The organism is Glycomyces sp. NPDC046736 (assembly GCF_040645615.1).
Classification (GTDB): domain Bacteria; phylum Actinomycetota; class Actinomycetes; order Mycobacteriales; family Micromonosporaceae; genus Glycomyces.
In genome coordinates, this window is the sequence record NZ_JBEYYO010000006.1 from 133,193 (window position 1) to 146,654 (window position 13,462).

General features: G+C 70.3%; 12 protein-coding genes. 8 read left to right on the forward strand and 4 right to left on the reverse strand.

What is annotated here, in order from left to right:
• Nucleotides 1-9 precede the first annotated feature (9 nt).
• Together AB0B28_RS08640 and AB0B28_RS08645 are read left to right on the forward strand one after the other, a co-directional pair.
• Nucleotides 10-486 carry a hypothetical protein gene (locus AB0B28_RS08640; protein WP_360118672.1) on the forward strand — a complete coding sequence of 159 codons (477 nt, stop codon included), beginning with the start codon at nucleotides 10-12 and terminating at the stop codon, nucleotides 484-486.
• Between the two features lie 148 nt (nucleotides 487-634).
• The gene (locus AB0B28_RS08645; RefSeq protein ID WP_360118674.1) at nucleotides 635-3,088 is read left to right on the forward strand and encodes a tetratricopeptide repeat protein; all 2,454 of its coding nucleotides are present in this window, start codon (nucleotides 635-637) and stop codon (nucleotides 3,086-3,088) included.
• On the opposite strand, the gene AB0B28_RS08650 is transcribed toward AB0B28_RS08645, so the two are convergent.
• Nucleotides 3,085-3,930 carry an arylamine N-acetyltransferase gene (locus AB0B28_RS08650; protein WP_360118676.1) on the reverse strand — a complete coding sequence of 282 codons (846 nt, stop codon included), beginning with the start codon at nucleotides 3,928-3,930 and terminating at the stop codon, nucleotides 3,085-3,087. The genes AB0B28_RS08645 and AB0B28_RS08650 overlap by 4 nt on opposite strands.
• A 188-nt stretch (nucleotides 3,931-4,118) precedes the next feature.
• Here AB0B28_RS08650 and AB0B28_RS08655 point away from each other — a divergent pair, with 188 nt between their 5' ends.
• Both AB0B28_RS08655 and mfd read left to right on the forward strand, forming a co-directional pair.
• Nucleotides 4,119-4,940 (forward strand): metal-dependent hydrolase, encoded by an 822-nt coding sequence (locus AB0B28_RS08655; protein ID WP_360118678.1) that lies wholly within the window; start codon nucleotides 4,119-4,121, stop codon nucleotides 4,938-4,940.
• A 128-nt stretch (nucleotides 4,941-5,068) separates the two neighbouring features.
• Nucleotides 5,069-8,665 (forward strand): transcription-repair coupling factor, encoded by a 3,597-nt coding sequence (mfd, locus tag AB0B28_RS08660; protein WP_360118680.1) that lies wholly within the window; start codon nucleotides 5,069-5,071, stop codon nucleotides 8,663-8,665.
• A gap of 39 nt (nucleotides 8,666-8,704) precedes the next feature.
• Here the strand turns inward: mfd and AB0B28_RS08665 are convergent, their stop codons facing one another.
• A complete protein-coding gene (locus AB0B28_RS08665; protein ID WP_360118682.1) occupies nucleotides 8,705-9,172 on the reverse strand; it encodes a hypothetical protein in 468 nt (155 codons plus the stop codon).
• Nucleotides 9,173-9,350: 178 nt separating this feature from the next.
• Here AB0B28_RS08665 and AB0B28_RS08670 point away from each other — a divergent pair, with 178 nt between their 5' ends.
• Both AB0B28_RS08670 and AB0B28_RS08675 read left to right on the forward strand, forming a co-directional pair.
• Nucleotides 9,351-9,773, forward strand: coding sequence for a hypothetical protein (locus AB0B28_RS08670; RefSeq protein ID WP_360118684.1), 423 nt, complete (start codon nucleotides 9,351-9,353; stop codon nucleotides 9,771-9,773).
• A 49-nt stretch (nucleotides 9,774-9,822) separates the two neighbouring features.
• Nucleotides 9,823-10,359 carry a hypothetical protein gene (locus AB0B28_RS08675; protein ID WP_360118686.1) on the forward strand — a complete coding sequence of 179 codons (537 nt, stop codon included), beginning with the start codon at nucleotides 9,823-9,825 and terminating at the stop codon, nucleotides 10,357-10,359.
• Between the two features lie 35 nt (nucleotides 10,360-10,394).
• On the opposite strand, the gene AB0B28_RS08680 is transcribed toward AB0B28_RS08675, so the two are convergent.
• Nucleotides 10,395-11,603 (reverse strand): putative sulfate exporter family transporter, encoded by a 1,209-nt coding sequence (locus tag AB0B28_RS08680; protein ID WP_360118688.1) that lies wholly within the window; start codon nucleotides 11,601-11,603, stop codon nucleotides 10,395-10,397.
• Nucleotides 11,603-11,740: a hypothetical protein gene (locus tag AB0B28_RS08685; protein ID WP_360118690.1), complete on the reverse strand. Its 138-nt coding sequence runs from the start codon at nucleotides 11,738-11,740 to the stop codon at nucleotides 11,603-11,605. Before AB0B28_RS08685 ends, AB0B28_RS08680 begins: the two co-directional genes overlap by 1 nt.
• Nucleotides 11,741-11,999: 259 nt before the next feature.
• On the opposite strand from AB0B28_RS08685, the gene AB0B28_RS08690 reads away from it, so the two are divergent.
• Together AB0B28_RS08690 and AB0B28_RS08695 are read left to right on the forward strand one after the other, a co-directional pair.
• Nucleotides 12,000-12,491 carry a hypothetical protein gene (locus tag AB0B28_RS08690; RefSeq protein WP_360118692.1) on the forward strand — a complete coding sequence of 164 codons (492 nt, stop codon included), beginning with the start codon at nucleotides 12,000-12,002 and terminating at the stop codon, nucleotides 12,489-12,491.
• A complete protein-coding gene (locus AB0B28_RS08695; RefSeq protein ID WP_360118694.1) occupies nucleotides 12,488-13,450 on the forward strand; it encodes a MazG family protein in 963 nt (320 codons plus the stop codon). Before AB0B28_RS08690 ends, AB0B28_RS08695 begins: the two co-directional genes overlap by 4 nt.
• Nucleotides 13,451-13,462: the final 12 nt, after the last annotated feature.

Here is a 13,462-nt window from a genome sequence, read left to right on the forward strand (position 1 = left end):
AGTGGACAGATGACAGTGCAATCGGCGTCACCGAGACCGAAGTCCCGCACGGCGCTCAGAGCGCTCATGGTCGCGATCTTGAGCGCTCTGGTCATGGGCGGGGCGCTCAGCCTCGCCCCATCGGCGGCGCAGGCGGACGGCGCGACCGCCTACCTCGGGTGGTGGGAGCCTGCGTCCGGCCCCTGCGCGGGCAATCAGTGGACCCCGGCGGGCGTCGTCAGTGTCAATCCCGATCAGCGCAATTCCGGGTTCTTCTTCAAGAAGACCACGCACAGCCAGTTCTTCAAGACCGACCACTACATCAAGAACGGCGTCACCAAGGCGCAGCGGTACCACGTCTGCGAGAACGGCTATTTCCGGGGCTACTACTACTCCCCGATGGAATACGTCCACAAGTGGCAGTACGTGGAATGGAACTGCCACTCGGGCGCATGCAGGCCGCTGGGCTCATGGGAGACCGGATGGAATGCGGGAGTGCAGTTCTAGCCGCCGATCGGCCCGATGGGGATGAGTCGGGGCCCGCCGCTCGCGGCGGGCCCCGGCGAGCGAACGCCATTGCGTAGCGGCGGCGAGAGCGGGATATCATTCCCTTCTCTTCGGCCGTATTCGGCCGAAATCGCCGATTGGTGGTGTGATGCGTCCAAATCCACATCCGGGCACGGCGCAGACGCTCGACGACCTGGCCGATTTCCTGCGGGACCTGCGGACGGCCGCGGGGTCGATGCCGTTTCGCCGTATCCGCGACAACATTCGGGCCCACCGCCGCGCGCAGTCCATTCCAGACGACGCGCCGTCGATCGCGACCCTCCACGGCTACTTCAAGCACGGCCGGGTGCGCATGAGTCCCGGCACCGTGCTCGACATCGCCCGGGCCCTCGGCCTCGACGCCGCCGCGCTCGCCTCCCTCGAGCAGACCTGCCATCGGGTGCTCGAACGCGCCGACCGCTCCCTCATCGTCACCACCCGAGCGGCCGTCCCCGCCCCCACCCCGCGCTTCACGGGGCGCACCGAGGACCGCGCCCGCATCGTGCGCCTCGTCCAGAACGCCCGCGCCGCAGGCGAATCCGCGTTCATCGTCATCGAAGGCATGGCCGGGATCGGCAAGACCGAGCTCGCCCACCAGGCCGCCCGCGACCTCGCCGACGCCGGACTGGTCGAGGGCCCGGGCCTCTCGGCCGACCTGCGCGGCTACGACCCGCTCGAACCGCCCGCCGCCCCCGACGCGGTGATCCGCGGCTTCCTCGGCCACCTCGGCGTCCCCGGCCGCCGGATCGACGTCCTGAGCCCGGCGGCCCGGGCCGCACTCCTCCACGGCGAGTTGGCCTCCCGCGAGACACTCATCGTCCTCGACAACGCCGCCGACACCGCCCAAGTCGAGCCGCTGCTGCCGCGCGGCACGCCCTGCGTGGCCCTGGTGACGAGCCGCCGCAGGCTCACCGATCTCGCCGCGGCCACTCGGATCCCGCTCGACGTCGTGACCGCGGACGAGGCCGTGGACCTGCTCCGCGAGCACGACCGCACCGGGCGCCTCGACGCCGCACCGGAAGCGGCCCTCGCCCTGGTCGACCTGTGCAGACGCCTTCCGCTGGAACTGGCGGCCGTCGGGCGCCAACTGGAGGGCAGACCCGAGTGGGGGATCGGCGACCACGTCGAACGCCTGCGCCGGATTCCACCGGCCGAGCACAGTGGACCGGTGCTCGCCCTGTCCTACGACGGCCTCCCCGAACCAGCCCAGCGCCTGTTCCGACTCCTCGCCATCCACCCCGGGCGCAGGTATACCGCCGCCGACGTGGCCGCCCTCGCCGACGCCTCTGTGTCCGAAATAGACCGCGAGCTGACCCGGCTGTTCGACGAGAGTCTGCTCCTGCGAAGGCCCGCAGGCGCATATGAGTTCCACGATTCCGTCCGCGCCCTCGCGATCGACCTCGCCAATCGCGAGGACCCCGCCAGCGGCCAGCACGCGGCGGTGGCGAGCCTCCTGCGGCACTACCGGACTCGCCTCGAATCCGGGCAAGACCCACTGGACGCCGACCGCGCCGACCTCCTCGCCTGCCTCCACGTCTCAGGCCACGACGAGGCCGTGGCCGAACTCGCGAACCTCCTCAATCGCAGCCTGCGCACTCTCGGCCACTACGACGAGGCCAGGATCTGCAATGAGCGCCTGCTGCGCCTCGCCCGCCGATCGGGCGCGCTCGCATGGGAGGCCGACGCCCTCGCGGGCCTGGCCGAACTCGACCGCCTGACCGGCAGATTCCGGATCGCCGCCGAAGGCTTCGCACAGGCGCGACGTCTGCGGGCCGCCCTCGGCGACCGCGCCGGGGAGGCCGACGCGCTTCGCGGCCTGGCTCAGACCTCCTCCAATGACGACTATCCACTTGCGATCGAACGCTACCGGGCCGCGCTGGCGATCCACCGGGGAGTCGGCAATCCCGTGGGCGAGGCCGAAGCCCTCTGGGGCCTGGCCGAAATCGCCCTCACCATCGGCGACCTCACCGCCGCCGCGAGCCAGGCCGAAGCGGTCACGGCGATATGCCGTCGCATCGGCAACCGCCTCGGCGAGGCCTACGGCATGAGGGCTCACGCCGACGTGCTCGCCGAACAGGGCGACCTGGACGCGGCCACGCGAGGCTACCGAGCGTCCCTCGACCTCTGCGAACAGATCGGCAACCGCCGCGGCGGTGCCTACGCCGTGCGAGGCCTCGCCGGTGTCGCCCTGCGCGGCGGCGACCTCGACCGCGCCGAACGCCGCTACCGGCGCGCGCTCGACACCTGCCACGACATCGGCGACATCGCCGGAGAGGCCGACGCCCGTCGCGGCCTCGCTGAGACCGCTTTGGCCCGTAGTGATCTCGAAGCGGCCGCAGACGAATTCGACGCCGCGCTCCCGATCTACCGCGAGACCGGCGACCGCGTGGGCGAGGCGCACACCCTCGCCGGACTCGGCCACGTGGCCTGGCGAAGACGAGACCGAACGAAGGCCCGCCGCCACTGGCGACAGGCGCTTGAACTGGCCGAACGCGGCGGCCTCCCGCTCTCGGCCGCGCTGCGCGAGGCCCTCGACCGCAACGCCGTCACCGACTCGGTCTAGGAAGAAGCCTCCGCGAGCTTGCGTTCGTGCTGCTCGACCGCCTTGGCCCACAGGCCGTCCACCTCGTCGGCGGTGAGCGTGAGACCGAACGCGCCGCGCAGGAGCTCGCCGAACGCGTCCCGGTCGGCGATCACCCGCACCGACTTCCCTTCGGGCAGGCGCGGATCGAAGACCGTGAGCGTCCGGGCCCGCAGGACCCACATCTCGGTCTCGGTGGGGCGCTGCACGGTCAGCGTCTTCACGAACGGGGAGTCCGCCGAGGTCGAGAGCTTCAGGCACCGCTCTTCGAACTCCTCGACGCGCCGCGAGGCGAGCTCGAAGTCGAACGTCAGGTTCGCCACCCGCGGGTCGATCGAGCAGCGCCACGTGTCCTCGCCGAGGCTCCACACCCCGAAGTTGAACGCGCCCACCCGGTACGAGCCGTCGCGGATCGGGAGCGGGTCGCGGAACCCGGTGCCCATCCCGGCGTCGGCCAGGTACTCCTCGCCACTGGGGAACCGCACCACCAGCGGCATGTGGTTCCACCAGTTGCCCTCGCCCTCGGTCTCGACGGCCACGCCGCCGAGGACCCGCCGCACGTCGAAACCCAAGGCCTCCAACGCGTGCGCGAGGGTCCCGTTCTGCTCGTAGCAGTACCCGCCCCGGCCGCCCTCGACGAGCTTGGCGTGGAGCGCGTCCGCGTCGATCCTGATCGACCGTCCCAATTGGATGTCGAGGTTCTCGTACGGCATCGCATCGACGTGGGCGCGGTGGATCCGCCGCAGGGCGTGCAGCGTGGGACGGCGCGGAGCTTTGACGCCGACGCGCTTGAGGTAGGCGGCCGTCTGGGCGGAGTCGAACACCCCTCGACCATAGCGCGACCGCGTCGACCTGGGTCTCCTCGTGATCGGACCGATACGCGAATGACGTTGCGGGACTGGCGTTTCGTCCCCCTTGGGACCGCGAGTGTCGTGCGCGTGTGGGATAGTCTCACCAATCTCTCCCCGACCGTGCTCTCAGAACTGCCCTTGAAGGAGTCCCCGCTATGGTCATGGGCCCGACCCACGCCATGTCAGGCGCCGCCCTGTGGCTCGCAGGATCGGCGGTGGCCGACATCGCGTTCGGCATCGACCAGTCCTCGGCCGAACTCGTCGTCGGCACCATCGTCTGCTCAGGCGCCGCCCTCTACCCCGACATCGACTGCGCGGGCAAGGTCACCGAGAACAAGGGCGGGTCCACTGTGGCCCGCTCGTTCGGTGTGGCCTCCCTGTTCGTGGCCGAGATCGTGGAGCGCCTCTGCTACTGGTTCTATCTCCTGACCAAGTCCAAAAAGGACAAGAAGCGGAAGAACGGCCACCGCACCTTCACCCACACCGCCGTCCACGCGGGGCTGGTCGGCCTCGGCACCGGGTACCTGGCCGCCCAGTTCGGGAAACCCGCGGTGATCGCGATCCTGTTCGTGCTCACCGGTCTGGCCGTGCGCGGCCTGCTCGCCGAGACCGTGGCCAAGAAAGGCTGGATGGTCACCACCGGCGTGGCCCTGGCCTCCTCGTACGGCATGTACCGGCTCCTGCCCGAGGGCCGCGACTACTGGATCCTCGGCCTGGCCATGGGGATCGGCTGCTTCATCCACATCCTCGGCGACATGATCACCAAGATGGGCTCGCCGCTGATCTTCCCCGTCCCGATCAAGGGCGCCCGCTGGAAGGACATCGGCCTGCCCAAGAACGTGGCCATCCGCGCGGGCGGCAAGGAGGAGAACCGCATCCTCCTGCCCATCCTCACCGTCCTGGTCGTCATCGGCATGTTCTACAACCTGCCCGAGATCCAGGACCTCCTGTTCGAGACCGGCGGGCGGGGCGCGTCCGAGTAGGCCGCCGAGCGGGCGGGCCCCGGGCCCGCCCGAGGTAGACTCGACCGATCGCCGGAGCATCCCCGCCAGGGAATGTCTCCGGCCGTCCGTCGTGCCCGCAGCACGCACACCGCGCAGGGAGCCCGCGAATGTCCGAAGGCAGAAACCACCCGCAGCCGAAGCTGGAACACCTGCTCGCGGCCGCCGCCGCCTCCCCGAAGCTCGCGCGGCTGGCCGAGCTGGCCGCCGATTCGGGACGCCAGGTCGACGTCGTGGCCGTGCCCGGCGCGCGCCCGCTCGCCCTCGCCCAGGCCGCGACCCACGCCGCCGGGCCGGTGCTCGCGATCACCGCGACCTCCCGCGAGGCCGAGGAGCTGGCCGAGTCGCTCGCGTCCTTCATCGCCGAGGACGACATCGCGCTCTACCCGGCCTGGGAGACCCTCCCGCACGAGCGCCTCTCCCCGCGTTCGGACACCGTCGGCGCGCGCCTCGAACTCCTGCACCGCATCCACGCCGGCGACGTCCCGCGTGTCATCGTCACGCCCGTCCGCGGCGCGCTCCAGCCGCAGCTCAAAGGCCTCGGCGCACTCGAACCGGTGCACCTGCGCCGCGGCGACGAGACCGACCTGACCGCCCTGGCCGCGCACCTGGTCGAACTCGCCTACGAGCGCGTCGACCTGGTCGAGAAGCGCGGCGAGTTCGCCGTGCGCGGCGGCATCCTCGACGTGTTCCCGCCCACCGCGCAGCACCCGCTGCGCCTGGAGTTCTTCGGCGACGAGGTCGACTCGATCCGCGAGTTCTCGGTGGCCGACCAGCGTTCCCTCGACGAGGTCCCCGAGCTGCGCGCCGTCGCGTGCCGCGAACTGCTCCTGACCGAGGACGTGCGCGAGCGGGCCGCCGACCTCGGCGAGACCTACCCGGGCCTGGCCGAGATGTGCGCCAAGCTCGCCGAAGGCATTCCCGTCGAAGGCATGGAGTCCCTGCTCACGGCCCTCGCCGGACCCGACCGTCTGGAACTGTTCCAGCAGGTCCTGCCCCCCGACGCGCTGGTGGTCGCGATCGAGCCCGAGCGCATCCGCACCCGAGCGCTCGACCTGGTCGCCACCTCCAACGAGTTCCTGGAGGCCTCCTGGGCCGCGGCGGCGGCCGGTGCCCAAGCGCCCGTCGACCTCGGCGGCGGCAACTTCCACGACCTCGCCGAGGCCCGCACCGCGGCTCTGGCGGCCGGGCAGCGCTGGTGGACGATCTCGCCGTTCGCCGTGGCCCCCGACGAGGACGAGACGGCGGCCGAGCTCGCCGCGATCACCGGTGAACCGCTCCACTATGGATCGGTGGACGACGATTCGATCACCGTCGACCTCGGCATCACCGAAACCCCGCGCTACCACGGCAACACCGAACAGCTCGTGGCCGACATGCGGGCCTGGACCGGCGAGGGCCGCGCCGTCGCGGTGGTCTATCCGGCGCTCGGCGGGGCCGAGCGGGCGGCCGAGCAACTGCGTTCCGAAGGCATCGGCGCTCACCTGGAGGCCGTCCCGGAGTCGTTCCGGCCCGGCGAAGTGGTCGCCTGCACCGGCACGCTCGCGCTCGGTTTCGCCGACGCCGCTTCGGGTCTGGTGGCCGTCACGGCCGCCGACATCGCCGGGGGCAAGGCCCTCGCGGCCCAGAAGCCCCGCAAAGGCAAGGCCGCCAAGCGCCGCGGTTCGGTCAACCCGCTGGAACTGTCCCCTGGGGACTTCGTGGTCCACGACGCGCATGGCGTGGGCAAGTACGTGGAACTGGTGCGGCGCACCATCGGCGGGGCCGACCGCGAGTACCTGGTGATCGAGTACGCCGCGTCCAAGCGAGGCCAGCCCGGCGACCGCCTGTTCGTGCCGACCGACTCGCTCGACCAGCTCACGCGCTACGTCGGCGGCGAGCAGCCGACCGTCCACAAGCTCGGCGGCACCGACTGGCAGAAGACCAAGCGCCGGGCCCGCAAGGCCGTGCGCGAGATCGCCGCGGAGCTCATCCAGCTGTACGCGGCGCGTCAGGCCGCCGAGGGGCACGCGTTCAGCGCCGACACGCCTTGGCAGCGCGAGCTCGAAGACGCGTTCCCCTACATCGAGACCCCCGACCAGATGTCGGCCATTGTGGACACCAAGTCCGACATGGAGGCCCGCGTCCCCATGGACCGCCTGGTGATGGGCGACGTGGGCTACGGCAAGACCGAAGTGGCCGTGCGGGCCGCGTTCAAGGCCGTCCAGGACGGCAAGCAGGTCGCCGTCCTCGTTCCGACCACGCTCCTGGCGAGCCAGCACTACAGCACCTTCGTCGAGCGCATGGGCCAGTTCCCGGTGAAGATCAAGCAGCTCTCGCGGTTCCAGTCCACGCGGGAGGCCGCCGAGATCCAGAAGGGCATCGCCGCGGGCGAGGTCGACATCCTGGTCGGCACCCACCGGCTGCTCCAGGCCGAGACCCGGTTCAAGGACCTCGGACTGATCATCGTGGACGAAGAGCAGCGGTTCGGGGTGGAGCACAAGGAGAAACTCAAGGCCCTGCGCACCGCCGTGGACGTGCTCACGATGTCCGCGACGCCGATCCCGCGCACCCTGGAGATGGCGGTGACCGGCATCCGCGAGATGTCCACGATCGCCACCCCGCCCGAGGAGCGCCACCCGGTCCTGACCTACGTCGGCGCGTGGGAGGCCCGGCAGGTCGCCGCCGCGATCCGCCGCGAGCTCCTGCGCGACGGGCAGGCGTTCTACCTGCACAACCGCGTCGAGTCGATCGACCGGGCCGCGACGCGGCTGCGCGAGCTCGTCCCCGAGGCCCGCGTGGCCGTCGCCCACGGCAAGATGAGCGAGACCGAGCTCGAACGGATCATGCAGGGCTTCTGGGAAGGCGAGTTCGACGTGCTCGTCTCGACCACGATCATCGAGTCCGGCATCGACATCCCCAACGCCAACACGCTCATCGTCGAGCGCGCCGACCTCCTCGGCCTCTCGCAGCTGCACCAGATCCGCGGCCGCGTCGGGCGCTCGCGCGAGAGGGCCTACGCCTACTTCCTGTACCCGCCCGAGCAGCCGCTCTCCGAGACCGCGCACGAGCGGCTGGCGACGATCGCGCAGCACTCCGAGCTGGGCGCGGGCATGTACGTGGCCATGAAGGACCTGGAGATCCGCGGCGCGGGGAACCTGCTCGGCGCCGAGCAGTCCGGGCACATCGCCGACGTCGGGTTCGACCTGTACCTGCGGATGGTCGGCGAAGCCGTGACCTCGTTCAAGGGCGGCGGCGAGGAGCCCCCGGCGCCGGTGAAGGTCGAGCTGCCGCTGGACGCGAACATCCCGTTCGACTACATCGAGGTCGAGCGCCTGCGATTGGAGATGTACCGCAAGATCTCCGAGGTCCACGACGCGGCCGAGCTCGACGAGGTGCGCGAGGAGATGGAGGACCGGTACGGGCCCGCGCCCGATCAGGTCCAGACCCTGTTCCACTTGGCGCGCTTCAGGCTTCTGGCCCGCGCCCACGGCCTCACCGACGTGGCCGTGCAGGGCAAGAACCTCAGGTTCTCCACAGTGGAGCTTCCGGACTCCAGGCAGCTGCGTCTGGGCCGCCACTACCCGGACGCCCACTACAAGGACGCCGCGGGCCTGATCAGCGTCCCGCGCCCGACCACGTCCAAGATCGGCGGCAAGCCCCTCGAAGGCCTCGCGCTGCTCCAGTGGTGCGCCGACCTCATCACCGACGTGGTGCCCGAAGCATGAGAGGATCCCGGCCCGCCGCGGCGGGCCGGGACCTGCGGTCTATCCGCAGTGGACCTTGTAGCGCTGGCCGGTCGCGTAGGAGCCGTTGCGCGTCTCCACGATGCCCTCCACGTTCAGGCACCGGCCCGACATGTTCACGCCCGCAGGGGTGTACACCGGGCCCGCGTAGTACGAGTAGTCCTTGTCGTCCTGGTCGTACCTGTCGTAGTAGCCCTCGGCCCAGATGATGACGCCCTTGCGGCCGTTGAAGCCGTAGGTCTCGCCGGTGGCGTTGAGCACCGCGCAGTTGCGCTTGGCGCTGGAGGAGTAGTACACGTCGATGTAGGCGACGGTGCCCTTGGTCGCGTGGTTGACCGCGTAGTGTCCGATGTGGCCGTACGAGGAGCCGCACGGCCCCACGGCCGCGGCCGGGGAGGCGATGAGGAAGGTCGCCGAGACCACGCCGAGGGTCACGGCGAGGATCGACATGACGACGCGGCGCGTGGCCGTGCGCATCTGAGCTTTCATCGAGGAACGCTCCAACTCTGTTCAATTGCGGGTGGATACAGGGATCGTCCACATGCTAACGCCCCCAAGGAAACAGTTGCCTTCGAGGCGCTTGCGCGCGGGTGTCGCCCCGCGCCTGCGCGACCGAGCCTCCCCGACATGCCATCATCGACGGACCATCGGCGTCCCGGGAGGGAACATGACCGCGCCCGCGCAGCCCCGGCCGCTCACCGTCCGCGTCCTCATGGTCCTGCTGGTGCTCAGCTGGCTCGACTTCATGGCCGTGCTCATCCCCGAGTACTTCGCGTGCGGCCCGCACGACCCCGACTGCCGCCGCCTCGGCTACACCAGCCCGGCGTTCCTCACCTTCGCGGTGGTCGCGGCCTCGCTGCTCCTGTTGTACGCCTTCGCGATCTGGCACCGCCAGGCCTGGGCCTGGTTCCTCGCGATCATCACCACCGGCGTCCCGGCGATGCTCCTCCTGGCCGACGTCGGGGCCTGGCTCGCCGCCCCGCCGCTCGGGAAGCTCGCCGGATTCCTCGACCTGGCCTGCGTCGGGCTCCTCGTCTCGCACCCGGTCTGGCGCTGGGCCAGGGTCCGCCCCGGATCGAACCGCGATTGAGGGCGGATTCACCGTAGAATCGAAGGCACCTCGTTCATAGGAGTGCCCCATGAACAGCTCAGACACCGCTCCGCTCTACGACAAGCCCCACGCGGTCGACCTCGCCCAGGTCCTGATGGTCTTCCAGTACTTCATGGTGGTCTCCACCAGCATCGGCCTCGGACCACGCCTGCTCAAATGGGGCGAGGCCCAGACCTCCGACGTGCCGTTCATGGCCGACCTCGCCGACGCCGTGCGCATCGGCGGCGGGTTCCCCATCTTCGTGGTGATCCCCTCGGTCGTGATCCTCACGATCCCTTACGTCGCAACAGTTCTGGCCCTCGGCTCCGGCCGCCCGTGGGCCCGGCCCACCGCGGTCGTGTTCGTCCTGGTGAACACCGTGATCGGGATCGCCGGGCTCGACCAGACCTACGGGACGGTCCCCACGTACGTGCTCTCGCCGATCTGGATCGCGCTGGCCGCGGGCGTGGTCGGAGGGCTCGCGACCCGCAAGGCCCGGCAGTGGTCGCGTCAAGGCGGTTGGGCCCCTTGGTACGAGCGCTACGCGCAGGACCAGGCCCGGGGCCGTCCCCGCCCGCGTCGTTGAACCGCGGCCCGGCCTCTCGGCCGGGCCGCGGCGGGTCACACTTCGAAGCCGCGGAACAGGATCGAGGCCACGCCGAGCGCGATCAGCAGGTTGAACACCGCCGCGCCGCCGAAGACCGCGATGGGCTTCCATCCGGCCTCGCGCAGCCGCGTCAGGCGGAACTCCAGCCCGATCGAGACGAACGCGAGGATGAGGAACCAGGTGCGCAGGTCGTTCGCCACCCCGATGGTCGCCGCGCCGGCGTCGCCGGCGGAGTTGAGGTACAGCGTGGCGATCACCGAGGCGAGCACGAACCCGAGCACGAACTTCGGGAACCGGGTCCACAGCGCACCGAGCCCGGGGCGGGCCGCGCCGGGCTTGCGTTCGACCTTGTACGTGAAGTACGCGGTGAGCGCGACGGCGACCAGGCCCATGAGCACGTTCTGGGTGGCCTTGACGACCGCCGCGATCTGGAGGGCCTCTTCGCCGACGAGCGCGCCCGCCGCGGCCACGGCCGCGGTGGTGTCGATGTTGCCGCCGATCCAGGCACCGGCCACCGGAGCCGACAGGCCCAGCGTCTCGGCCAGCCACGGCAGCAGGAAGATCGACGGCAGCGCGAACAGGATCACCAGGCTCGCGGTGTACGCCAACTGCTCCCGCCGCGCGCGCACCGCTCCGGCGGCGGTGATCGCGGCGCTCACGCCGCAGATCGACACCGCCGAGGACAGGAGCGCCCGCAGCTTCTCGTCCACGCCCAGTCGCCCTGCGAGCCACCAGGTGAAGAAGAACACCGAGGTGACCACGATGAGCGCCTGGGCGATCGCGGGCCCCGCGGCCCGGGCGATCACCGACAGGTTGATCGAGGCGCCCAGCAGCACCAGACCGGTCTTGATGAAGAACTCGGTCCGGAACCCGCCGGAGACCTTGTCGCGCAACCCGGTGAGCGTCACGATCAAGCCGCCGAGGAGTCCCAGCACGATCGCGTACACCGGATACTCGACGGCCGAGGCGAAGTCGGCGAACGAGGTCCCCGCCGCCCACTCGGGCACGTTCTGCTCCAGGTACCGCGTCGCGGCCCCGAGCACGAGCACGATGAGCACGCCGACCAGGGCGAACCCCCAAGGAGCACGGGGCGCGTCCTCCTCGGCGACTTCCACTTCCTCAGGCTGCGGGTCAGCAGACTCCGGGGCTTCCTTCAGCGGCGCTTCGGCCGCTTCAGGGGCTTCTTCAGCGGCCTCTTTCGGCCGCACGGTCTCTTCGGCCATTACGGAATCACCCCTTCGGGAATGACACCGATCAACACCAGGGCAAGCAAGACCAGGCCAACGACAACCGCCGCCCAATCCTCACTGACAGCCGTCCTACCGGCCTTCTCCGGGGTGGAGGAACCATCACTGCTCACGGGGCACGTCCTTTCACGAAAGCAGACTACTCCCATAGGAATACTAGAAACCCGAACAACCGTCAATACCCCGCCCACCCAGCGGAACTGCTCTCGCGCGACCGGGGGTGGGCGGATTGTGGGGGAGGCGGAGGTGAGGTTAGGGTCACAGGGGCAGTTGAATCGAAGGGGTTTCGTCGTGCGTGGTTCGCGGTTGGTCGCTGTGGCGGCTGTTGGGTTGGTTTCGTTGGGGGCCTGCGGGAGTGAGCAGGGTGCGGCGATGTTCGTGGGGGATGAGCGCGTCTCCGAGGACGTCATCGACGGGTATGTCGAGGGCATCGTGGACCTTCGGGTCGAGCAGGGCGAGGACCTCGCGATCCACGACTTCGCCGAGGACCGCGAGCAGGCCGTGATCTACGTGCTGTACGCCGAACTCGGGCGGGCCGCGGACCTCGGGCCGGTCGACACCGCCGGGGCCGCCGACGAGTTCGAGGAGCTCTATCTCGAGGCCGCCGGGTACTACGAGGCCATCATGACCGCCTCCGAACCGCGCGAGCTCACCCAAGCGGAGATGGAAGCCCTGGTCGCGGCCGCCGCCGAAGACCCCGGGCTCGCCGGCGCCACCGTCACCGACCTCCAGATGCTCGCCGGGTTCACCGACGACCTCGCCGCCTACGTCGACGAGTACGACATCGCCGTCAACCCCCGCTACGGCGACTTCGACCTCAGCCCGCTCCCCTCGATCTTCCCCGTCGAGGTGCCGCAGCGTTGAGCACCGTCACCTGGCTCCTGACCTCGCCCCGCATCCCCGCCGGACTGCTCTCGGTCGAGGCCTGGGACGCCCTCCACGAGGCCGAAGCCGTCGCCGCGTTCGACGAATCGCCCACAGTGGAGGCCGTCCGGGACGCGGGGATAGACGTCGACCTCGTCGAGGACGCCGCCGAATTCCTCGAAGCGGGCGGCGTATGGATCGTAGGCGAAGAAGGCGACGAGGAACTGCGCGAAGCCCTCGCCGAATACGTCGCGGGCGGCGAGATCGAACTCGACATCGTCTACGGCTCTTGGGATCCGCCCGGCGCGCGCCTGCTCGACCTGGTCGAGGCCGTGGCCCGCCTGCACGCCGAGGACGGCTGCCCCTGGCACCGCGCCCAGACCCACGCCACCCTCGGCCCCTACCTCCTCGAAGAGTCCTATGAGGTCCTCGACGCGATCGCCGCGGACGACCCCGACGAACTCCGCGAGGAACTGGGCGACCTGCTCTTCCAACCGCTCCTGCACGCCTCGCTCGCCGAGGACTTCGACATCGACGACGTGGCCGGCGACCTGGTCGAGAAGATCGTGCGCCGCCACCCCCACGTGTGGGGCGACGCCGATCCCGAAGACCTGTACCGGCATTGGAACGAGGCCAAGGCCGCCGAGAAGCCCCACCGCGACCACCCGGCAGACGGCGTCTCGCGCCAGCTCCCCTCACTCGCGCTGGCCGCCAAGGTGATCGAGCGCTTCGAGGACCAGGGCGAGGCGCTCGACCTGCCCGAGCTGCCCGAGGGGATCAAGGTCGAGGCCGCCGACGTGGGGGACTTCCTCCTCGCCGCGGTCGCCGCCGCCCGGGCCGCCGGGGTCGACCCGGAGCTGGCCCTGCGCCGGGCCGTGACCGAGCGCGCAGGCCTGGAGCCGCTCGAAACCCCAGGTCCGCACGTATCCGAGACCATCGAGCACGAGGACGCATCCTAGACGCTCGCTGAC

What these genes read in the sequence shown, in the direction of transcription:
- AB0B28_RS08690 (WP_360118692.1), top strand. Translation starts at nt 12,000, where the DNA reads ATGTTCGTGGGGGATGAGCGCGTCTCCGAGGACGTCATCGACGGGTAT.
- AB0B28_RS08680 (WP_360118688.1), bottom strand. Translation starts at nt 11,603, where the DNA reads ATGGCCGAAGAGACCGTGCGGCCGAAAGAGGCCGCTGAAGAAGCCCCT.
- AB0B28_RS08670 (WP_360118684.1), top strand. Translation starts at nt 9,351, where the DNA reads ATGACCGCGCCCGCGCAGCCCCGGCCGCTCACCGTCCGCGTCCTCATG.
- AB0B28_RS08655 (WP_360118678.1), top strand. Translation starts at nt 4,119, where the DNA reads ATGGGCCCGACCCACGCCATGTCAGGCGCCGCCCTGTGGCTCGCAGGA.
- mfd (WP_360118680.1), top strand. Translation starts at nt 5,069, where the DNA reads ATGTCCGAAGGCAGAAACCACCCGCAGCCGAAGCTGGAACACCTGCTC.
- AB0B28_RS08675 (WP_360118686.1), top strand. Translation starts at nt 9,823, where the DNA reads ATGAACAGCTCAGACACCGCTCCGCTCTACGACAAGCCCCACGCGGTC.
- AB0B28_RS08645 (WP_360118674.1), top strand. Translation starts at nt 635, where the DNA reads ATGCGTCCAAATCCACATCCGGGCACGGCGCAGACGCTCGACGACCTG.
- AB0B28_RS08665 (WP_360118682.1), bottom strand. Translation starts at nt 9,172, where the DNA reads ATGAAAGCTCAGATGCGCACGGCCACGCGCCGCGTCGTCATGTCGATC.
- AB0B28_RS08640 (WP_360118672.1), top strand. Translation starts at nt 10, where the DNA reads ATGACAGTGCAATCGGCGTCACCGAGACCGAAGTCCCGCACGGCGCTC.